17 protein-coding genes are annotated in these 22,127 nt (G+C 57.2%); 10 read left to right on the top strand and 7 right to left on the bottom strand.

What is annotated here, in order from left to right:
* Window positions 1-178 precede the first annotated feature (178 nt).
* The 7 genes from ACEQ15_RS15960 to ACEQ15_RS15990 all read right to left on the bottom strand — a co-directional run bounded on the left by ACEQ15_RS15960 (window position 179) and on the right by ACEQ15_RS15990 (window position 9,737).
* Entirely contained in the window at window positions 179-2,383 is a 2,205-nt protein-coding gene (locus ACEQ15_RS15960; protein WP_370280234.1) for a putative bifunctional diguanylate cyclase/phosphodiesterase, read from the bottom strand.
* Between the two features lie 13 nt (window positions 2,384-2,396).
* Window positions 2,397-4,766, bottom strand: a complete 2,370-nt coding sequence (locus tag ACEQ15_RS15965; RefSeq protein WP_370280235.1) for a Lon protease family protein — start codon at window positions 4,764-4,766, stop codon at window positions 2,397-2,399.
* 126 nt (window positions 4,767-4,892) lie between these two features.
* Window positions 4,893-5,720 carry a shikimate dehydrogenase gene (aroE, locus tag ACEQ15_RS15970; protein WP_370280236.1) on the bottom strand — a complete coding sequence of 276 codons (828 nt, stop codon included), beginning with the start codon at window positions 5,718-5,720 and terminating at the stop codon, window positions 4,893-4,895.
* A gap of 1 nt (window position 5,721) precedes the next feature.
* Entirely contained in the window at window positions 5,722-6,636 is a 915-nt protein-coding gene (hemF, locus tag ACEQ15_RS15975; RefSeq protein ID WP_370280237.1) for an oxygen-dependent coproporphyrinogen oxidase, read from the bottom strand.
* A 41-nt stretch (window positions 6,637-6,677) separates the two neighbouring features.
* Window positions 6,678-7,253, bottom strand: a complete 576-nt coding sequence (locus ACEQ15_RS15980; RefSeq protein WP_370280238.1) for an L-threonylcarbamoyladenylate synthase — start codon at window positions 7,251-7,253, stop codon at window positions 6,678-6,680.
* Window positions 7,254-7,525: 272 nt separating this feature from the next.
* Complete coding sequence (gene dprA, locus ACEQ15_RS15985; protein ID WP_370280239.1) at window positions 7,526-8,635, bottom strand: DNA-processing protein DprA; 1,110 nt, start codon at window positions 8,633-8,635, stop codon at window positions 7,526-7,528.
* Window positions 8,636-8,705: 70 nt separating this feature from the next.
* A complete protein-coding gene (locus ACEQ15_RS15990; protein ID WP_370280240.1) occupies window positions 8,706-9,737 on the bottom strand; it encodes a LysM peptidoglycan-binding domain-containing protein in 1,032 nt (343 codons plus the stop codon).
* A gap of 222 nt (window positions 9,738-9,959) precedes the next feature.
* On the opposite strand from ACEQ15_RS15990, the gene def reads away from it, so the two are divergent.
* The 10 genes from def (at window position 9,960) to ACEQ15_RS16040 (ending at window position 21,916) form a co-directional block, all read left to right on the top strand.
* Window positions 9,960-10,472, top strand: a complete 513-nt coding sequence (gene def / locus ACEQ15_RS15995) for a peptide deformylase (RefSeq protein ID WP_370280241.1) — start codon at window positions 9,960-9,962, stop codon at window positions 10,470-10,472.
* A 97-nt stretch (window positions 10,473-10,569) separates the two neighbouring features.
* The gene (gene fmt / locus ACEQ15_RS16000) at window positions 10,570-11,517 is read left to right on the top strand and encodes a methionyl-tRNA formyltransferase (RefSeq protein ID WP_370280242.1); all 948 of its coding nucleotides are present in this window, start codon (window positions 10,570-10,572) and stop codon (window positions 11,515-11,517) included.
* Between the two features lie 3 nt (window positions 11,518-11,520).
* Entirely contained in the window at window positions 11,521-12,837 is a 1,317-nt protein-coding gene (gene rsmB, locus ACEQ15_RS16005; RefSeq protein ID WP_370280243.1) for a 16S rRNA (cytosine(967)-C(5))-methyltransferase RsmB, read from the top strand.
* Between the two features lie 9 nt (window positions 12,838-12,846).
* Complete coding sequence (trkA, locus tag ACEQ15_RS16010) at window positions 12,847-14,223, top strand: Trk system potassium transporter TrkA (protein WP_370280244.1); 1,377 nt, start codon at window positions 12,847-12,849, stop codon at window positions 14,221-14,223.
* 13 nt (window positions 14,224-14,236) lie between these two features.
* Window positions 14,237-15,685 carry a TrkH family potassium uptake protein gene (locus ACEQ15_RS16015; protein ID WP_370280245.1) on the top strand — a complete coding sequence of 483 codons (1,449 nt, stop codon included), beginning with the start codon at window positions 14,237-14,239 and terminating at the stop codon, window positions 15,683-15,685.
* 339 nt (window positions 15,686-16,024) lie between these two features.
* Window positions 16,025-16,471 carry a YtoQ family protein gene (locus tag ACEQ15_RS16020; RefSeq protein WP_370280258.1) on the top strand — a complete coding sequence of 149 codons (447 nt, stop codon included), beginning with the start codon at window positions 16,025-16,027 and terminating at the stop codon, window positions 16,469-16,471.
* A 179-nt stretch (window positions 16,472-16,650) separates the two neighbouring features.
* The gene (locus ACEQ15_RS16025) at window positions 16,651-17,400 is read left to right on the top strand and encodes a TetR/AcrR family transcriptional regulator (RefSeq protein WP_370280246.1); all 750 of its coding nucleotides are present in this window, start codon (window positions 16,651-16,653) and stop codon (window positions 17,398-17,400) included.
* A gap of 154 nt (window positions 17,401-17,554) precedes the next feature.
* Complete coding sequence (locus ACEQ15_RS16030; protein WP_370280247.1) at window positions 17,555-19,933, top strand: RND family transporter; 2,379 nt, start codon at window positions 17,555-17,557, stop codon at window positions 19,931-19,933.
* Window positions 19,908-20,705, top strand: coding sequence for an outer membrane lipoprotein-sorting protein (locus ACEQ15_RS16035; RefSeq protein ID WP_370280248.1), 798 nt, complete (start codon window positions 19,908-19,910; stop codon window positions 20,703-20,705). The genes ACEQ15_RS16030 and ACEQ15_RS16035 overlap by 26 nt, the downstream gene beginning before the upstream one ends.
* A gap of 2 nt (window positions 20,706-20,707) precedes the next feature.
* Window positions 20,708-21,916 carry a hypothetical protein gene (locus ACEQ15_RS16040; RefSeq protein WP_370280249.1) on the top strand — a complete coding sequence of 403 codons (1,209 nt, stop codon included), beginning with the start codon at window positions 20,708-20,710 and terminating at the stop codon, window positions 21,914-21,916.
* Window positions 21,917-22,127 lie beyond the last annotated feature (211 nt).

Below are 22,127 nucleotides of genomic sequence, written 5' to 3' on the forward strand. Positions count from 1 at the left end.
CAACTGGGAGAGCAGGGCTGCCTATGAGGGCCGGAAACGCACATTCATCGTTAAGGCTTCACTGATCGCTGGAAACCGTGCGATAAGCCTTTAAAAGAGAGAACCCCGCTAAAAAGCGGGGTTCGTCAGCAACCTGAAAGGGACCCTTAGGTCCCTTTTTTGCGTTTTTAAGCAGCACTCAATCGTGCTTCTTGAGCTGGTAGCTGGCGTTGGCGATATGTTCCGCCAGCCGCTCTCCTTTCATCGGTTCGGCGTAGAGGAATCCCTGAATCAACTCACAGCCCTCGCCACGCAAGAAGTCGAGCTGGCCGTGGGTTTCGATCCCTTCGGCAATCACCTTCAACTGCAGGCTGTTCGCCATGGAGATGATCGCCCGCACAATTGCCTCGTCACTGCTCTCCTGAGAGATCCCCTGCACGAAGGTTTTGTCGATCTTCAGCATATCGATCGGCAGTTCGCGCAAACGGGAAAGGGAGGAGTAGCCGGTGCCAAAGTCATCGATGGAGATCTGCAAACCTTCCTTGCGCAATCGATCCAGCACCTCGGCCAAATCGTCCAGTGAGTGCATCAGCAGGGTTTCGGTCACCTCAAACTCCACCCGGCGTGGATCGATACCAAAGCTGCGCAGGGAATCGATGATCAGGTTACAGCAGCCGTTGGTGATCAGCTCGATACCGGCAATATTGATCGCCACCTTCGGAATCACCACCTCCTGTTTATCCATCAGGGTCATAAAACGGCACACCTGCAGGAACACCACCTTAAACAGCGGATAGGCCAGGCCGCTGCTCATCGCCACCGGCAGGAATTCAGACGGCGGTAACACACCGCGTTCTGGATGCGGCCAGCGTACCAGCGCCTCCACACCCACTAATGCAGTACCGTCGATATTCAGCTGCGGCTGGTAATACACCTCCAGCTGTTCCTCTTCCAAGGCAACCCGCAGCTCGCGCTCCAGCACGTAGCGGCGTACCACCTCTTCCGACAGTTTGGTTTCGTAGAAGTGGTACTGGTTCTTACCGTTCTCCTTGGCCCGGTACATCGCCATATCGGCGTTACGGATAAGCTGGTCGCCGTCGTCCACATTCTCCGGAAAGAGGGCGATACCAATACTGGCCCCGATCTCGATCCGGCCACTCGGCTGACCGTCCTGGTGTTGCAGCACATGCAGGATCTTGGTGGCAATTTTCGCCAGCTGATCCGGACTGTCGTAACCGTTCACCAACAGCACAAACTCGTCGCCGCCCATACGGGCCAGCAGGTCGTCGGCGCGCAGCTGCGACTTGAGACAGGTGGCCACCGACTGCAACAGACGGTCACCCACATGGTGACCCAGGCTGTCGTTCACCAGCTTAAAGCCGTCCAGATCGATAAACAGCAGTGCCAGCAGCTGACCGCTGCGCTGCGCGTGCGCCATCAACCGCTCCAGGTTCTCCATAAACATACGGCGGTTGGGCAGGCCGGTGAGCGGATCATGCATCGCCAGGTGTTCCACCTGGGCGTGGGCACGCTTCAGGGAGGTGATATCCGACAGGATACCGATGTAACGGTGGGGCTTACCATGGGCATCAGGCAGGGCAGAGATGGAGAGCCATTCCGGATAAAGTTCGCCGTTCTTGCGGCGGTTCCATACTTCACCCTGCCACTGGCCGTTCTCCTGCAGCTGTTGCCACATGCGGGAATAGAACTCCTCGTCGTGGCGGCCGGACTTGAGGATCGCGGGGGTCTTCCCCAGACATTCGCGCAGGCTGTAACCAGTGATGTTGGTAAATGCCGGGTTGATACTGAGGATCTGGCCACGCTCGTCAGTGACCATGATCCCCTCAGAAGCCTTGTCGAACACCGCCGTGGCCAACTGGTGATCAAGCATCCGCTTTTCGTTGTCCATAGCCGTACTGAACAGCTCTGCCGCCACTTTCAGCATATCCAGGGTTACCGATGACCAGTTTTTATGGTCGCGATCGGCAAACAGCATAAAGCCCTGGCATCGCTGACTGTTGCGGTTGAGAGGAATCATCAGCAGGGTGTCCAACGCGTGGACCTGTCCGGGCAGAAGCGCGCTTAGCTGCGCGCTTCCCAAACGAACACTGTCCCCCTGATTAAGCAGGTGCAGCCACTCATTTGCCGCATCGCTGCTGAAATCAAACACCAGGTTGCCGGCGCTGTCGGTTTCATCAAACCAGCATCCACGCTGCACCACCTGGCAAGCGCCCAGTGTATCGTGTTCACAGTCATACAATGAGGTGTGGGCTACTGCCACAGTCCGGCCCAAAGAGGCCAGTGTGCGTTCAATTACCTGTTCAAAGTCGTCGTAAGAAAGACAGTCTGCCGCTATGCTCGCCAGGACGGCGAGCATTTCCGAGTGTTGCACTTCCTGTTTCATTGCATTCCCAGGCTTACGCCTTTGCTTTAGCAAGCTCCCGCAGGCGCAACACAACTTTGTGGTTAACACTGCGCTGGGTGAAACTGCCGTCTTCCTTACGGCTGCCTGCTTTCCTTCCCATTAAAATCTCAAGACACTGGTCAACACTGGATACGGCGTGCACGTGGAACAGTCCCTCTGCCACGGCATCCACAACTTCTTTCTTGAGCATCAGATTACGTACGTTGGCACGTGGAATAACAACTCCCTGTTCTCCCGTCAGGCCACGCAGCTGACACAGTTGGAAGAATCCTTCGATCTTTTCGTTCACCCCACCAATCGCCTGCACCTCACCGTACTGGTTGATCGATCCGGTGATGGCAAACTGCTGGTTGATTGGGATATGGGTCAGGGCCGAGATCAGAGTACAAATCTCCGCCATTGAAGCACTGTCACCGTCCACGTAACCGTAGGATTGCTCCAGGGCGATACTGGCTGACAGAGTTAGCGGGAAGTCCTGCGCGTACTGGTGGCCCAGATAACCGGACAGGATCAGGACGCCTTTGGAGTGGATCGGCTGCCCCAGCGTCACTTCGCGTTCGATATCCACGATGCCACGGTTACCCGGATGCACTGTGGCGGTAATCCGTGCCGGGGTACCAAAGGAGACATCCCCCACCTGCAGTACCGTCAGGCCGTTGGATTTACCCACCGCCTGGCCGGCAGTATCGATCAGCACGGTTTCGTTGAGAATGCTGTCGCGGATCTTCTCTGACAGACGTGACGTGCGACGCTCTTTGGCATCCAGCGCCATCTCCACGTGCTTGGCTTCGATAACCTTGTCGCCGGTCTTGGCGCGCTTAAAGTCAGCCTCACAGAGCAGATCCACCAGCTCGCCGATATGGGCGGAGAGCAGCTCCTGATCCTGCGACAGGCGGGAGCTGTGTTCCACCAAACGGGCCACCGCCTGACGCGTTAACGGGGCCAGATGTTCCTCGTCCACCAGGGTTTTCATCAGGCGGGCGTAGTTGCGGATCATCTGCGGCGAACGGTTAACATCTTCGTCGAAATCAACCACCACACGGAACATCTTCTCGAAATCGTGATCCAGCTCCTGCAGCAGGTAGTAGATATCCCGGCTGCCGATCAGCACCACCTTCACGTGCAACGGAATCGCCTGCGGGTTCAGGGTGATGGTACTGATGCCGGTCAGTTCACTGGCAGGGCTTTCGATGCGAATTTCGTGGGATTTCAACGCACGTTTCAGTGCGGCGTAGACAAACGGCTGCTCCAGCAGCTTCTCTGCTTCCAGCACCAGGTAACCACCGTTGGCCTGGTGCAGGGCACCGGGACGAATCAGCTGGTAGTTGGTAATCAGCGCCCCCATATCGGAACTGTATTCCACGCGCCCGAACAGGTTCTCATAGGTCGGGTGGGACTCGTGCACCACCGGCGCACCTTTGGTCTTCCCATTATCGACCAGCATGTTCACGCCGTAGGTCTCTTCCATATAACTGCGGCGGCTGGCGTCACTGCGCGGTTCCAGCTTATCGTCACCCACCAACTCGGCGCTGTTCTTAACCAGGGAATTTTCCAGCTGATCCAGATAGTACGATACACCGTGGATGTTGCTGTATTTCTCTTTCAGCGGCTGGATCAGCGGGGTCACGGCTGCACGGGCGGTATCACGATCCAGATGTTTCATCTTGTCGGCCGCTTCCCGGCGCCACTGGGGCAGCTCGGTCAGGCAGTCGTTGAGATACTCCTCCAGCTCAGAGATGGCGCGGGTAAAGGCGTCACGAATCTCTTCCGGCAGTTGGGAAAATGCGGCTTCATCCATCGCCTGGCCATCGGCCACCGGGGTAAAGCCGATGGTACCGGCGTCGCGGTAGATGGCAATACTGTGTTCGCGGGCACGGCGGTCAACCGTTTCGATCGCCTGGTCGTACATGCGGTTAAAACCACGCTCGACAGACGCTTTCTTGCGTTGATAAGCCGGATTCTCAAATGCAGCTGGCAGCTCTGCCATGATCGCTTCGAGCAGGTTTTTGATATCACGTTCGAATCGGTGTGCCTTACCTGCGGGAAACTGCTGCGCAATCGGGTGACGACGGTCCTCAAGGTTGTTGAGATACACCCAATCGGTGGGTTTGCGCTCTTTCTTGGCAACCGTTTTCAGGCTGTCCATGGCAAAGGAGAAACGGCCGGTGTGGGGGTTACCCATCACAAAGAGGTTATAGCCGGGTCGGTCCATACCGACGCCAAACTCCATCGCCTCTATGGCACGTTCCTGACCAAAGAATCCGCTGAAGGGCTCCAGCGTTTCGGTGGTCTTAAAAGGCAGCAGGTCGGGGTCGCAAATGCGGTACAGATCGGTCGGGTTAAGCTTAGTATCCAGTTCCATGTGACATCCCCACAATCAGCTAAGCGGGCCCACCGCAACGGCAGGAGTGTACAACTAGTTATACGCCGCAAAGTGCATATTCGCAAGCTGGACCTGAATACTAAACTTTGGTTTGGGGCCTTTAAATCAAGGGGTTAGCGCGGCACGCAGGGTGGCGATCACCGGTGCAGTCTCCGGCCGCACACCACGCCAGATGTAGAACGATTCCGCCGCCTGTTCCACCAGCATACCCAGACCATCGATCGCCTGTTCAGCACCGTGCTCATTGGCCCACTGACAGAAGGCGGTGACGTCGGCACCGTACATCATGTCGTAGCACCAGGCACCGCTTTTCAGCAGGTCATCCGGCAGAGGAGGGACTTCACCCTGCAGGCTGGCGGCCGTGCCGTTGATCACCAGATCAAACTGCTGACCGGGCAGGGCATCGAAACCACAACCTTCCACCTCGCCCAGGTCCGCCACCAGCGCCGCCAGGTCTTCCGCCTTGGACGCGGTACGGTTGGCGATCACCACACGGTTTGGTTTCTGCTCCAGTACCGGCTGCAATACACCACGTACGGCACCACCGGCACCCAGGATCAGCACATCGGCCCCGGTGATGGTGCCGCCGTTGTTCTCAACGATGTCACGCACCATGCCCACGCCGTCGGTGTTGTCGCCACAGAGCAGGCCTTCGGCGTCGCGGTACAGGGTATTCACGGCTCCGGCCAGCTCAGCGCGGGCAGAGCGCTGCTCCGCCATCTGCCAGGCTTCCTGCTTAAACGGGATGGTGATGTTCAGGCCTTTGCCTTCGCCCTGCAGAAAGTTATCCACAGCCGCAGGAAAACCACCTTCCTCCACACAGATCGCATCGTAGCTCAGCGTCTGCGTAGTTTGCTCAGCAAACGCGGTGTGGATCTGCGGCGATTTGGAATGTTTGATCGGATTCCCGAATACCGCGTAGCGGTCGCTCATCTTAAACCTCCAGCCATTCACGCGGTTTCAGGTAGCGCTCGTACAGCACCGCCTCTTCAGAACCTTCTTCCGGCTGCCAGTCGTAGCTCCAGCGTACTTCCGGTGGCAGGGACATCAGGATCGACTCGGTACGGCCACCGGACTGCAGACCAAACAGGGTGCCACGGTCGAAGACCAGGTTAAATTCCACGTAGCGGCCACGGCGGTGCAGCTGGAAGTCACGCTGGCGCTCGCCATACTCTGTGTCTTTACGTTTTTCGATGATCGGAACAATTGCCGGCACGTACGCGTCACCGATAGAGCGCATCAGGGCAAAACTGTCGTCGAAGCCCAGCTCGTTCAGGTCGTCGAAGAACAGGCCGCCGATACCACGCGGTTCGTCGCGGTGTTTGAGGTAGAAGTAGTCATCACACCACTGTTTGAAGCGTGGGTAGATCTCTTCGCCAAACGGCTCGCAGGCGTCTTTTGCCACCTGGTGCCAGTGACGGCAATCGTCGTCGTTGCCGTAGTAGGGGGTCAGGTCGAAACCGCCACCAAACCACCATACCGGATCTTCACCTTCCTTCTCGGCGATGAAGAAACGTACGTTAGCGTGGGAGGTGGGTACGTATGGGTTGTGTGGGTGAATGACCAGAGAAACACCCATCGCCTGGAAGCTGCGGCCCGCCAGTTCCGGACGGTGCGCTGTCGCAGAACCCGGCAGTTTGTCACCGAATACGTGGGAGAAGTTTACCCCGCCTTTTTCGATCACCGCACCGTCGGTGATCACGCGGGTGCGACCACCGCCACCGGCAGCGCGATCCCAGGAGTCTTCAACAAAACGGGCTTTGCCGTCTGCCTGCTCTAACGCCTGACAAATATTGTCCTGCAGAGACATGAGGTATTCTTTTACAGCTCCGATGTCAGGTGCTGACATGGCAAACTCCTTGGGTCCTAGGATTAAAATCGGGATTAAAATCAGGTTCGGATCACGGATTCCGTGATCAGGTCGCGAATCTGGGTTGGCTGTGCCAGTTTGCCCACATGGCCCGGCATTACTGCATCGATTCGATTCGCGAAGTAAAGATTCACTCTCAGCATATCACGCGCAGGCTGGGCACCTGCCGGATTCGCGGAGGTTGAGACGATCGGCCCGCCAAAGCGTTTACACAACGCCTGCACCACCGGGTGGTCAGACACCCGTACGGCAACGCTGCTGTGTTTGCCTTTGATCCACTCCGGCACCAGATGGTCAGGATCGGGCAGCAACCAGGTCACAGGCCCCGGCCAGGTGGCTTCCACTTTCTGGCGCTGCTCCGGCTCCAGGCGGGCAAGCAAAGGCTCCACCTGATCCAGCGAACCTGCCGCCAGGATCACACCCTTATGGCGTGGCCGGCTTTTCAGTTGCAGCAGACGTTCCAGGGCTTCTTCGTTGAAAGGGTCACAGCCCACACCCCAGACTGCTTCCGTTGGATAGGCGATCACGCCGCCCTGTTGCATCGCACGGACACACTGATCAACGTGCCATGGGTTTATATACTGATTGCTCGCCATTACTCTGCCATCCCAACACTGCGTGTATCAGCGTCCTGTCCACCGGTCTGATTAAGGGGACGACCCTGAACAGCTTGGGTATCATTTCTCGGACGGTGTTCATAACACCGGAGATCACCGGCTAGGTCACATCAGGCCTGGACGCTGAACGGAACACTAAACGTTCAACGCACAGCTTGCAAGCCTGCTTCCGGCCAATACCGCGGGGCTGCTCAGGCCAGAGTTAACGGCGCCTGTACCCGTTGTAGAGCCTGCATTCGGTTTTGCCGATTTCAGATCCGACAGTAGCCATCACCGCTGTTTTCGATCAGGCCTTTCAGCTCCAGGGAGATCAACAGCACATTGAGGTCCGCCACGCCAATACCGGTGAGCGATACCAGCTGATCCATCGAAACCTGCTCGAATCCCAACGCCTGTAAAAGGTTATGCTCCTGCGCCGACAGGTCAGGCGGCAACTGCTTCTCTTCCACCTGAGGAGACGCGTACGCACCCAGCATCGGCGCCAGTTGCTCCAGAATATGGTCAACGGTTGAAACCAGCTGGCCACCTTCGCGGATCAATGCATGGCAGCCCTGACTCAGTGGGTTGTTGAGCGAGCCTGGCAGGGCAAACACTTCACGTCCCTGCTCCAGTGCCTGTCGGGCGGTGATCAGCGAACCACTGCGCGGTGCGGCTTCCACCACCAGCACGCCAGCGCTGAGTCCACTGATAATACGGTTGCGGCGCGGGAAGTTGTGCCCCAGCGGACCGGTGCCCGGAGGCAGCTCGCTCACCCATACCCCGCCGGTCTCCAGGATCTGTGCGGCCAGCATGCGGTGTCGTGCCGGATAGAGCACATCCGCACCAGTGCCAAATACCGCAACGGTGGGTTTATTCAGTTTGACCGCTGCCTGGTGCGCGGCGCCATCGATACCGTGGGCCATACCGGAGGTCACGATCAGGCCAGCCTGACTCAAAGCCGTGGCAAACTCACTGGAATGCTGAACCCCAGCGCGACTGGCGTTGCGGCTGCCCACCATCGCGATCTGCGGCAGGTGTAAGACATCAACGTCACCCCGTACGTAGAGGATCGGGGGTGGATCGGAGATCTGTTTCAGCAGGGTAGGGTAGTCAGGACTATCCAGCGTTAATAAATGGCTATCCGGGGTACGCAACCACTCCCGCACCTGCAACTGCAGTTCGCGCATCGGGCCGCGGTTTTGCTGATACTGCTGCAGATTCTGGCGTGCCAGGAAATTAAAACCCAGCCACTCCCAGTCAGCATCACTGGCGTTGAGCACCCGCTCAGGCGTCCAGCCTTCGTCCAGCAAGCGTTTAATTGTCGCCGCCCCTACGCGTGGCAGGGCAGAAAGGGCGACCCACTCCATCGGATCACTGTGCATGATACCTTCCTTGTAAATCCATTGGAGCCGCTTACATTGCGGCTCCAATCTTGGTTATTTCGTTAAGTACTTAGGGTTCGCGGATCTCGTCGCCGACGGACACCACGTTGGTGCTCATCATCACCAGGCCGTAAGAGACCTTCTCGAACGTCTTGAACACCATCAGGACACCGGAACGCTCAGCCGGTAGCTGGATCTTCTCTTTGGTGATCGGATCGACCACGGTTTCACCGGTGCGGTAGATCGCAAACACGTGACCGGCTTCCAACCCTTCGCGCACACCGCGGTTCAGGGCCACCACATCAAACTGGCCACCGTCGTTCACTGCGCCCAGTACGGAGAGGATCTTGCCAGTCAGCGCTTCCGGAGACGGTTTAGGATAGAACACAGACTGGATCCGTTCCTCTGCAGCCGGAATGACACGGTCAAGAGCACGGGTTTCCAGTACCGAGCGATTCACGTTCAGACTAATGACATCGTCGTTTTCCGCTATCACGGACACGTCGGAGACCTTGGTCAGCTCATACCCCAGCGCCTCTTCGGTATCCGGATCCACGTATTCATTGGTGGCGCGGTACACCGCCTGACGGGGAAGCTCTTCCAGCAATTCACCGCGTGCGTAGATGCGGTCACCGGCACCGGCGATCAGACGCTGGTTTTTGCCTGCCAATACATACGGCGCCTGCTCGAAACGCTCACGGTCGATGACACGGGTCTCTTCCAGAAAGCTGAGAATATCTTTCAGTGGGATTGCTGGAATAGCACGATCCAGCGGCTCGGCGCGGGCGGTCGGACTGAGCTTACGCATACCACGGCGCACTTTCAGCTTCGGTTTGCCGTTTTCCCATACCAGGTAGATGATATCGCCGGGATAGATCAGGTGCGGGTTGTGGATCTCCACATTCATATCCCAGACTTCCGGCCAGCGCCACGGGCTTTCCAGAAAACGCGCGGAGATATCCCAAAGGGTATCGCCTTTCACCACCACATATTCCTGCGGCCGGTCTTCCCTGAGTTGCAATACATCTTTTCGGGCATTGGCGTGTGCCGGTGTACTGACCAGCAGCCATACAGCGGCCAGAGCGCAGAGAAACTTTTTCATTTCCGTGTCCTTTGATGTCGTGCAGCGGAGACCCGAATCACAAGATCAGGTCAAACGGCGTAACGACAATGCATTGAGCGTCGCAATCGGTATAATATGTAGCTAGTAGGTTACCAGCCGTTCACGTCTATTTGGTGTATCGGCAGCAACCATCCCAATTTGATGATTTACGGCTATTACGAATCACTAAAATAGTAACAACCGTATCAACCCGAAGAAACGATGGCAAAACTTAACATTCTAGAATTTCCGGACCCACGTCTACGCACGGTGGCTGAACCGGTGACCGAGGTCAACGATGAGATCCGTAAGATCGTCGATGACATGTTCGAAACCATGTACGACGCACCGGGAATTGGCCTTGCCGCAACCCAGGTGGACATCCACCAGCGCATCGTCACTATGGACCTGTCGGAAGATCAGAGCGATCCGATCGTGATGATCAACCCAACCTTTGAGGTCCTGGACGAAACGCCTTACAAGTACCAGGAAGGTTGTCTCTCCGTGCCGGGTTACTACGAAGACGTGGTGCGCCCACAGCACATCCGTGTCACTGCCCTGAACCGTGACGGTGAAGAGTACAGCTTCGAAGCGGATGATCTGCTGGCAGTCTGTGTACAGCACGAACTGGATCACCTCAACGGTAAGCTGTTCGTAGACCATATCTCTGCCCTTAAGCGCAACCGCATCCGCGGCAAGCTGGAAAAGAAACACCGTCAGGAAGCGCACGCCTAAGCGTGTCCTCTGAACTGCCCGACAACAGGTTTGCCGGACAGCTGCATCTTATGCGCAGCTGCCGTGACAAACCTGTTTTGGTTTCAGGAGTTGATAGATGTCCAAGCCACTTCGTATTGTCTTTGCCGGTACGCCGGATTTTGCCGCCTCCAGCCTGCAGGCGCTGCTCACCTCCAAGCATGAGGTGATCGCTGTTTATACCCAGCCGGACCGTCCGGCGGGTCGCGGTCGCAAACTCACCCCAAGCCCGGTGAAGAAACTGGCGCTGGAACACGAGATTCCGGTGTATCAGCCGTTGAGTCTGAAAGGTGAAGCAGAACAAGCCGAACTGGCGGCACTGGATGCGGACATCATGGTCGTTGTGGCTTACGGCCTGCTGCTGCCGAAAGCGGTATTGGATACCCCACGTCTGGGTTGTATCAACGTACACGGCTCTCTGCTGCCCCGCTGGCGTGGTGCGGCGCCGATTCACCGTGCCGTACTGGCGGGTGACGAGCTGACCGGCATCACCATCATGCAGATGGATGTAGGCCTGGATACCGGCGATATGCTGTACAAGACCGAGATGCCAATCGCTGCGGACGACACCAGCGGTGCCTTGCATGACCGCCTGGCCGAGCAGGGCGCTGAAGCCCTGGTGGCCGCCCTGGCACTGATCAGTGAAGGCAAGGCGGAGCCGGAAAAGCAGGACGATAGCCTGGCCAACTACGCCCACAAGCTGGAGAAGCAGGAAGGCGAGATCGACTGGTCCCGTTCTGCGGTGGAGATCGAGCGCCAGATCCGCGGTCTCTCCCCATGGCCGGTGGCCTACTGTGGCCTCGACGGCAAAACCATGCGTATCTGGGGCGCCAAGGCCTCCACCGATACCTGCGACCAAGCACCGGGTGCTGTCGCGGAAGTGACCAAGAAAACCCTGCGTATCGCCTGTGGCGAAGGTAGCCTGCTACTGACCAAGGTACAGCTGCCAGGCGGCAAACCGCTGGATACAGCTGCCGTCCTAAACGCCAAGCGCGATCTGTTCCCCGTCGGTAAGCAACTGGACTAAGCGATGAACGTAAGACAACTGGCTGCCGAAACCCTCGAGCCACTGCTGCGCCACCAGGGCTCCCTCAATGCCATCATGCCGACAGCAGTTAACCGCTGCCCGGAGCGCGACCGCGGCCTGCTGCGACAGCTCTGCTACGGCACCATGCGCGACATTACCCAGCTCAACCTGATCGCCGCCAAACTGCTAAAGCGCCCGTTCAAACCCAACGACTTTGATATTCGCGCCCTGTTGTTAGTGGGTATTTACCAACTTCGCAGCCTTCGCGTACCCGCACATGCCGCCATCAACGAAACGGTTGAAGCCGCCCACGGCCTGAAAAAATCCTGGGCCGCCAAGGTGATCAACGGTGTGTTGCGCAGCTATCAGCGCCAACAGGAAGCATTGGAGCAGATGGTCGATGAGAGCGAGGCCGGGCGCTACAACCACCCGGAGTGGTTTATCGGCAAGGTGAAGAACAACTGGCCGGATCACTGGCAGCAGATCATCGACGGCAACAACGACGATGAAGCGCCACTGACGTTGCGCGTAAACCAGCGCAAGATCAGCCGTGACGATTTTCTGGCTATGCTGGATAAAGAGGGGATCGGAGCCATCGCCACCCCGTTCAGCAGCCACGGCGTCACCCTGAGTGAACCGTTCGACGTGGTTTCCCTGCCAGGGTACAGCGACGGCCTGTTCAGTGTGCAGGACGAAGCGGCCCAGCTTTCCGGTGAACTGCTCGATCTGCAGCCGGGCCAGCGTGTGCTTGATGCCTGTGCGGCACCGGGCGGTAAGCTGTGCCATATCCTGGAGCAGGAACCCAACCTGGCCCAGGTGGATGCGGTTGAACTGGAAGAGCGCCGTTGTGCGCGTATCCACGACAACCTGCAGCGTCTGCAGCTGGAAGCAACGCTGCACATTGCCGACGCCAGCAGCGATTCCTGGTGGAGCGGCGAGGCCTATGACCGCATCCTGCTGGACGCGCCATGTTCCGCTACCGGTGTTATTCGTCGCAACCCGGATATAAAATACCTTCGCAAAGGTGAGGATATCGCCGCTCAGGCCGATATCCAGTTAAAGATATTGCAGAATCTCTGGCGGATGTTAGCGCCGGGCGGCAAATTGCTCTACGCCACCTGTTCGATCTTCCCGCAGGAGAATGAACGCCTGATGAAACGGTTCCTTGCCCAGCAGAGCGATGCACAGCATCTGCCGCTGAGCGGAGAGTGGGGTGTCAGTCGACCGTACGGCCGACAACTGTTCCCGCAACCTCAGGGGCACGACGGTTTCTACTACGCGTTGCTGACCAAAACAGCTGATCAGGCAGTGGGTGAATAAAGTCAGATCATGAAGATCATTATCCTCGGAGCAGGGCAGGTAGGCGGCACTCTGGCAGAGAACCTTGCCAGCGAAGCCAACGATATCACCATTGTCGACACAGACACTGCCCGCCTGCGTGAACTGCAGGACCGTCTTGATATCCGTACCGTCGAGGGCAAGGCCTCGTACCCAACCGTCCTGGCCCAGTCCGGCGCCCAGGATGCCGACATGCTGATCGCGGTGACCAACTCCGACGAGGTCAACATGATCGCCTGTCAGATCAGCCAGACCTTGTTCAACACCCCAACCAAGATTGCCCGCGTACGTGAGCACGATTACCTGAAGAAGAACCACTCCATCTTCAGCCCGAAGGGGATTCCGGTTGACGTACTGATCAGCCCGGAGCAATTGGTAACACGCCACATCAAGCGTTTGATCCAGCACCCGGGTGCTCTGCAGGTACTGGACTTTGCCGACGGCAAGGCCCAGTTGGTGGCGGTAAAAGCCTATTACGGCGGCCCGCTGGTGGGACGCGAGATCTCCTTCCTGCGTGCCCATATGCCGTCGGTAGATACCCGCGTAGCGGCGATCTTCCGTCGCGGCAGCCCGATCATTCCAAAAGGCGACACCGTGATCGAAGCGGACGACGAGGTGTTCTTCATCGCCGCCAAGCGTGACATCCGCGCCGTAATGAGCGAGCTGCGCCGCCTCGACCGCCCGTACAAGCGCATCATGATCGCCGGTGGCGGTAACATCGGAGCCCGCCTGGCGGAAAGTATCGAAGACAGCTTCCAGGTGAAAATCATCGAGCGCAACATCCAGCGCTGCAACCTGCTGGCCCGTAGCCTCAACAACACCATCGTGCTGCAGGGCAGCGCCTCCGACCGCGACCTGCTGCTGGAGGAGAACATCGAGGATACCGACGTATTCTGCGCTCTGACCAACGATGACGAAGCCAACATCATGGCCTCCATGCTGGCCAAGCGCCTGGGCGCACGTACGGTGATGACACTGATTAACAACCCGGCCTACGTGGATCTGGTGCAGGGCGGCGCGATCGACATCGCGATCTCGCCGCAGCAGACCACCATCGGCGCATTGCTGACCCACGTACGTCGTGGTGACGTGGCAGCGGTACACAGCCTGCGCCGCGGTGCGGCGGAAGCGCTGGAGGCGGTGGCCCACGGTGACAAACGCTCCTCCAAGGTGGTGGGACGCACCATCGAAGAGATCAACCTGCCTCCGGGCACCACCATCGGTGCGATCGTGCGTGATGAGGAAGTACTGATCGCCCACGACGATGTGATGGTAGAAAACGGCGACCACGTGATCCTCTTCCTGGTCGACAAGAAACGGATTGGGGAAGTCGAGCGACTCTTCCAGGTTGGCCTAGCATTCTTCTGATCAGGACCTATTGATGCACTACAAGGTGATCCTTCGCATACTTGGCATCCTGCTGATGATCTTCAGCTTTACCATGCTGCCGCCGATGCTGGTCTCCATGCACTATGAAGACAACGCCTTCATGGCGTTTGGTGCCGGTTTCGCCATCACCCTTGTCACCGGCTTCCTGCTCTGGATACCGGTATATAGGGTGCGGCAGGATCTGCGCACCCGTGACGGCTTCCTGATAACCGTGCTGTTCTGGGCGGTACTGGGCCTGTTCGGTTCTCTGCCGCTGATGTTGGCAGATGACCCACATCTATCCTTTGTAGACGCGCTGTTCGAGTCACTGTCGGGCCTGACCACCACCGGAGCCACAGTGATGACCGGCATCGACAGTCTGCCGGAATCGATCCTCTGGTACCGTCAGCAGCTGCAGTGGCTGGGTGGTATGGGGATTATCGTACTGGCCGTGGCGATCCTGCCGATGCTGGGCATCGGGGGTATGCAGTTGTACCGGGCAGAAACGCCGGGACCGGTAAAAGATTCCAAGCTGACCCCACGTATCACCGAAACCGCCAAAGCGCTCTGGTACATCTACCTGTCGCTGACCATCCTCTGTACTTTGGGTTATTGGGCGGCCGGGATGGAGCTTTTTGACGCAGTCGGTCACAGTTTCTCTACCGTGGCGATTGGTGGCTTCTCCACCCACGATGCCAGTATCGGTTATTACGATTCCGCGCTGATCGAGGGGATCGCGATCGTCTTTATGGTGCTCTCCGGCATCAACTTCAGCCTGCACTTCTTTGCCTGGAAACACCGCAGCCTGAAGCACTATTTCACCGATCCGGAATTCCAGTTCTACCTGTCGATCCTGGGGGCGATCATCGCGCTCTCCTTTATTGCGCTGGTGGTGACCAACACCTACACGCCGGAAGATTCGTTGCGTAAGTCCGCGTTTATGGTCGTCTCTATCGCCACCACCACCGGTTTTGCCACCGCCGACTTTGCCCACTGGCCAACCATGCTGCCGTTCCTGCTGTTTGTAGCGGCGTTTGCTGGCGGTTGTGCCGGCTCCACCGGTGGCGGTATGAAGGTGATCCGTATCCTGCTGATCCTCAAGCAGGGCTACCGCGAGATCAAACGTCTGGTGCACCCCAACGCCGTGATCCCGGTGAAACTGGGTAACGCGCCGATCTCCGACCGGGTACTGGAAGCGGTCTGGGGCTTCTTCTCCGTGTACCTGATCGTGTTTGTGGTTATGCTGATCATCCTGCTGGGTACCGGCCTGGATCAGGTCACCGCCTGGTCAGCCGTGGGTGCCACCCTCAACAACCTGGGCCCGGGCCTGGGTGATGTCTCCGCCCACTACGGTGATATCAACGACACCGCCAAGTGGGTGCTGTGTTTTGCCATGCTGCTGGGCCGTCTGGAAGTATTCACCCTGCTGGTACTGTTTACACCAACCTTCTGGCGCCGCTAACGGGGCGTCGGTCGGGGTACCATGCCAACCGGGGATCGCCCGATGTAATACCGACAAGGGTTCAGACTAAGGGCTGAACCCCGCTCGGCCCGTTTCCCCCTACAATAGGCACACCTGAGCGTACAGATTTCAGCATTCGGGAACGTTTTCGCATCCCGGTCATGGCGAGCAGTTGACTGCATCGTCCGAGATGCGATGCTTATCCTTTGCGTTTGCAGCGACGGCTTTGAATCATGGAACGTAACCTCGCTGTCTGTGCCTAACGAATATCAACTCTCTCTGAGCCAGGTCGTTCACCCGGATGGGATGGATCACCTGACCAATTTCTGGAGCTTTAACATGCGTTACGCCCTCTATCTTTCCGGTGAAATTCACACTGACTGGCGCGATCAGATCAAACGTGCCGTTGAGATGAACGGTCTACCGGTCGAGATCCTGACCCCAAACACCGATCACGACTCCAGCGACAACTGCGGCGACGAGCTGCTGGGTGCCGAGGAGAACGCATTCTGGAAAGACCACAAGGCAGCGAAGATCAACAGCATGCGTCACATGACCGCCCTGAAACGTGCGGATATCGTTGTGGTACGTTTCGGCGAAAAATACCGTCAATGGAACGCGGCGTTTGATGCGGGTATCGCAGTAGCACTGGGTAAGTCCCTGATCGTAGAGCACGCCCCTGAGCTGACCCACCCACTGAAAGAGATTGATGCAGCGGCACACGCCGTGGCTGAGAACACCGAGCAGGTGATCGAAACTCTGAAGTACCTCTGCCTGGACTACTAATTCCGCAGAAACGGGGCAGGGCGCGACCACAACAATAGCGCAATCCGGATCGGTCTCCCGGATTGTTGCCTTTATTGTTCACAAAACGAACATCATTGTTCCCAATTCGCACCTTGCCCTATATGATCCCCTTCGTTTATTGTTGACGTAACGTCATTTAAAACTCAGTTACCGGGTATATGAGTCCTAGATATATTGACGATGCCACGCGGGAAGCGCGTGAAGAAGAGATGATGCAGGCGGCACTGAATATTATCGCCCGGGATGGCGTGTCTGGCCTGACCATCGATAAGGTGGTGACGCTGGTGCCGTACTCCAAAGGCACCGTGTACAACACATTCAGCTGTAAGGAAGACCTGCTGACAGCCCTGTGTAATCGCAGCGTGACGCGCCTGTCGGATATTTTCTTCCGGGCAGCCTCCTTCGACGGCAACAGCCGCGAGAAGATGCTGGCGATTGGTATCGGCTACATGCTGCATTCCCAGCTGAATCCTACGGAATTTATGATGGTGATCTCCGCTAAGACGCCGTCTGTGACCGAGAAGAGTTCACAGAAGCGTCAGGAGGAGCACAAAGAGCTGGAAACCCAGCTGCTGGGCAAACTGCTGGGCATTATTTCTGAGGGCTTGGCGACCGGCGATCTGAACCTGGCGCCACATTTAAGCCCGGCGCAGGTGGCGTTTTCCCTGTGGGCGATGAGCTTTGGCACCATCGCATTGCTGCAGGAAAACGTGGAACGCTGCGGCGTGCGCCAGCAGATGTCGCTGGAGAACGAGTTGCTCAACCATGCCAACCTGGTGCTGGACGGTCATCAATGGAAACCGTACACCCCCGATCATGACTGGCATGCATCCGTACAGCGGATGAAAGAAACCGTGTTTGCCAAAGAGGTAGAGGCCCTGGAGTCTCAGTGGACCGAACTGGCCTAACAGATTCGCACAACGGAAAACGGTGGCAACACCGTTTTTTTCACATTGTTTAATGACGATTCGTCATTAACAGACATAAAATTTAAACCTAAGTTGCCATCAGAGCGACCAACCCAACAAACCCTCTATGGATAGAGGGACCTGGAGAAGGAAAATGAGAGACCGGCTTTTCCGCTTCGTACTGAATCATCCCATATGGGTGATTCTCGCCACGCTCATACTGGTTTTTGGTGCTGCCAGCGGCGCCCAGAACCTGGTATTCAAGAGTGACTACCGTGTGTTCTTCAGTAAGGAGAACCCTCAGCTGACGGCTTTCGAGTCGATGCAGAATATCTACAGTAAAAGTGACAACGTTGCTTTTATCATCTCGCCACCCGAAGGCAAAGTGTTCACCCCACGCACCTTGGGTGCGATCTATGGGCTGACCGACGAAGCCTGGCAGATCCCGTACTCGACCCGTGTCGATTCGATCACCAACTTCCAGCACACCTGGTCGGAAGAGGACGACATGATCGTCGAAGACCTGGTGCTTGATCCGGATACGCTGAGCGAAGCGGATATGCCACGCCTGCAGGAGATCGCACTCGATGAGCCAAACCTGCTCAACAAGCTGATCTCGCCCGAAGCCCATGTGACCGTGGTCAACGTGACCGTGCAGCTGCCGGGTCTGAACCCGGTGGTGGAAGTACCCGAGGTGGTTTCCAAAGTGCGCGAGATGCGTGCGCAGTTCCTGGAGCAATACCCGGATATGGAGGTGCGTCTCTCCGGCATGGTGATGATGAACAACACCTTTGCCGAATCCTCCCTGAATGACAACGCCACCCTGGTGCCGATCATGTTTGCTGTGGTGATCGCAGGTATGATCTTCCTGCTGCGTACCTTCAGCGGTACCTTCGCTACCGTAGTCGTGATTATGTTTTCGATCGCCGGCACTATGGGTATCGCCGGATGGACCGGGTTCTACCTCACGGGCCCGTCTGCCAGTACACCAATCATGGTGCTGACGCTGGCCGTTGCCGACTGTGTGCACATCCTCACGACTATGTTCTACGAGATGCGCCAGGGCGTAGACAAACGTAAGGCGATTGAAGACAGCCTGCGCATCAACTTCCAGCCGATCTTCCTGACCAGTGTGACCACTGCTGTGGGCTTCATGAGTCTGAACTTCTCCGACTCGCCGCCGTTCCGCGATCTGGGCAACATGGTGGCGATGGGTGTGATGCTGGCGTTCGTGTTCTCCGTAACCATCTTCCCGGCGATGCTGAGACTGCTGCCGATCAAGGTTGCACCGATGAGCGACGAGGAACGCAACGACCTGATGCACAAGCTGGGCAAGTTCGTGATCAACAACCGCAAGGTACTGCTGCCGGGTATGGCGGTGGTCATGGCAGGCCTGGTGACCTTCACCCCACAGAACGAACTGAACGACGACTTCGTGAAGTACTTTGATACCAGCGTGCCGTTCCGTGAGGCGACGGATTACATGCAGGACAACCTGTCCGGCATGACCACGATGGAGATCTCCATCGACAGCGAAGAAGCCAGCGGTATCAATAAACCGGCGTTCCTGAAAGCGGTAGGGGGCCTGACCGATTGGTTGCGTGCGCAGCCGGAAACGGATCACGTCAACTCCATCACGGACACCATCAAGCGCCTGAACAAAAACATGCACAGCGATGATCCGAGCTATTACAAGCTGCCGGACGAGCAGGAACTGTCTGCCCAGTACCTGCTGCTGTATGAGATGTCACTGCCTTACGGTCTGGACCTGAACAACCAGTTGAACGTGGATAAATCCTCCACCCGCGTGATCGGTACGTTCCGCAACATGACCAGCAACGAGCAGATCGAGCTGGAAGCGAAGATCTACGACTGGTTCGCGAAAAACGCACCGCAGTACAAAGTGGACGTTGCCAGCACCAGCCTGATGTTTGCCCATATCGGCCAACGTAATATCTACAGCATGCTGGTTGGCACCTCGATCGCACTGGTCCTGATCTCGGTGATGCTGGGTCTGGCCCTGCGTTCCGTACGCTACGGCTTTATCAGCCTGATCCCGAACCTGGCGCCTGCTGCAATGGGCTTTGGTCTGTGGTTCGTGATTGACGGTCAGGTTGGTCTGGCACTGTCTGTGGTGGCCGGTATGACCCTGGGTATCGTGGTGGACGACACCGTGCACTTCCTCAGCAAATACCTGCACGCTCGTCGTGAACGTGGCAAAGACAGCCGTGCGGCCGTGCGTTATGCCTTTAACAGCGTGGGTCGTGCACTGTGGGTGACCACCCTGGTTCTGGTGGCCGGCTTTATGGTACTGGCGCAATCCAGCTTCAAGCTCAACGCCGACATGGGTCTGCTGACCGCACTGACCATCCTGATCGCGCTGATCGTCGACTTCCTGTTCCTGCCACCGCTGCTGATGAAACTGGATAACGGCGACAAAGCGACTGAAACAACTGAACAAATCGATGCTGGCTCCAGCACTACAACCGAAAAAAAGGGAGACGTCCATGAACCTGCTAACCAACCCGTTTAAGTCTCTGCTGATCGCAACACTGGTTGCCACCCCGGTGGCAGCTATTGCCGAAACGCCGGAAGAGAAGGGGATGGCAATTTCGGTTGCCGCGAAGCAAAGCGATCTCGGCTGGCAGGATATGCAGGCCCAGATGAACATGGTCCTGCGCAACAAACAGGGCCAGGAGAGTGTTCGAGAGATCCGCATGAAATCCCTGGAGATCGAAGACGACGGCGACAAGAGCCTGTCCGTGTTCGACAAGCCACGTGATGTAAAAGGCACCGCGTTCCTGAGTTTCTCTCATGCGGTCGGTGCGGACGATCAGTGGTTGTATCTGCCAGCCCTGAAGCGTGTCAAACGTATCGCGTCACGCAACAAGTCCGGCCCGTTTATGGGTTCCGAGTTCGCGTATGAGGATCTGTCGTCCTTCGAGATCGAGAAGTACACTTACAAGTTCCTGCGCGACGAAGCCTGTGAAGGCGGCACTTGCTACGTGGTCGAGCAGTACCCGGTCGACAAGAACTCCGGTTACACCCGTCGCGTCGTCTGGCTGGATCACAACGAGTACCGCGTGTGGAAGATCGACTTCTATGACCGTAAGGATTCGCCGCTGAAGACCCTGACTTACCACGGTTACAACGAATACCTGGGTAAGCACTGGCGTCCGGATATGATGAAGATGGTTAACCACCAGACCGGCAAAAGTACTGATCTGAGCTATAACAGTTATGAGTTCAAAACCGGCCTGACCGACAAGGACTTTAACAAGAACACCCTGAAACGGGCGCGTTAATCATGGCAGATCAAAAAGCTCTGCTTTCGGCACTCGTAGCGGCCGGGCTGGCAACAGCTCAGCCGCTGCAGGCTGAAACCTACTTCGAGATATCCGGCAAGGTTGCCGCAGAGCTGCGTGGCTTTACTCAGGATGCGCAGTTTGCCGATCAGGATCACGACAGCAACCTGTCCCTGATCGCCGAACCGGAATTCTACTGGGAGTGGAACGACGGCATCGACAGCCTGACCTTTACGCCTTATCTGCGCGTGGACGAGAACGACAGCGAACGTACCCACGGTGACATTCGCGAGTTGAGCTGGGTACACGTGGGTGAAGACTGGGAATTGCGTACCGGTATCCGAAAGGTGTTCTGGGGTGTAACCGAGTTCCAGCACCTGGTTGATGTGATCAACCAGACCGACGGTGTGGATGACTTCGACGGTGAGGACAAACTCGGCCAGCCGATGATCAACCTGTCCTTGGTGCGTGACTGGGGTATCGTTGACCTGTTCGTCCTGCCCGGTTTCCGCGAGCGTACCTTTGCCGGTCGGGAAGGGCGCCTGCGTGGCGGTCTGATTGTTGATACCGATGCCGCCGAATACGAATCCAGCGCCGAAGAGAAACATATCGATACGGCGGTCCGCTGGAGCCACACCGTTGGTGATTTCGATTTGGGCGCCTACTGGTTCCACGGTACCAACCGTGATCCGGAACTGCAGGTTCGCACCCAGGGTGGCAACACCGTGCTCGTACCGCGTTATGTGCAGATGGATCAGATCGGTTTCGACCTGCAGGCCACCCTCGACAGCTGGTTGTGGAAGGTGGAAACCATCTGGCGTGATACCGAAACTGAAGACTACTTCGCGGCTCAGGGTGGTTTCGAATATACCTTCTACGGCATTCAGGAGAGTGCCGCCGACCTCGGTGTCCTGCTCGAATATGGCTGGGACGAGCGCGGCGAAGATGCTTCTGCCAGCATTCAGAATGATCTGTTCTTTGGCGGTCGTATCACCCTGAACGATGCCGCCAGCACCGAAATGCTAGCAGGTGTCGGTTATGACCTGGACTACGACAGCCAGAGTCTGATTGTCGAGGCCAGCCGTCGTTATGGCGACAACTGGAAGGTGAGTGTCGACGGTCGCTTCTTCAGCGCCGACGATCCTGCCGATCTGGCTTCTGCGTTCGACAAGGATGACCACATCCAGCTAACCGTCGAGCGCTATTTCTAAGCAATCGCTCACACTGTTCCCTATATTTCCCCTTCAAAGCCGCTCACTCGTCGAGCGGCTTTTTTATGTTTCACGTGAAACATCCAGCCGAATTCCAACCCATAGATACAAAATAAAGACCTTTGGAGCAGTGCTCTCTGCACCGCACGTCTCTGCGTTAAGCGATTTTAGTGTATAATTTCCGCCTTATTTTCGGGCCAAATACATAGTT

The organism is Pontibacterium sp. (genome assembly GCF_964228735.1).
Taxonomy (GTDB): Bacteria; Pseudomonadota; Gammaproteobacteria; order Pseudomonadales; family Balneatricaceae; genus Pontibacterium.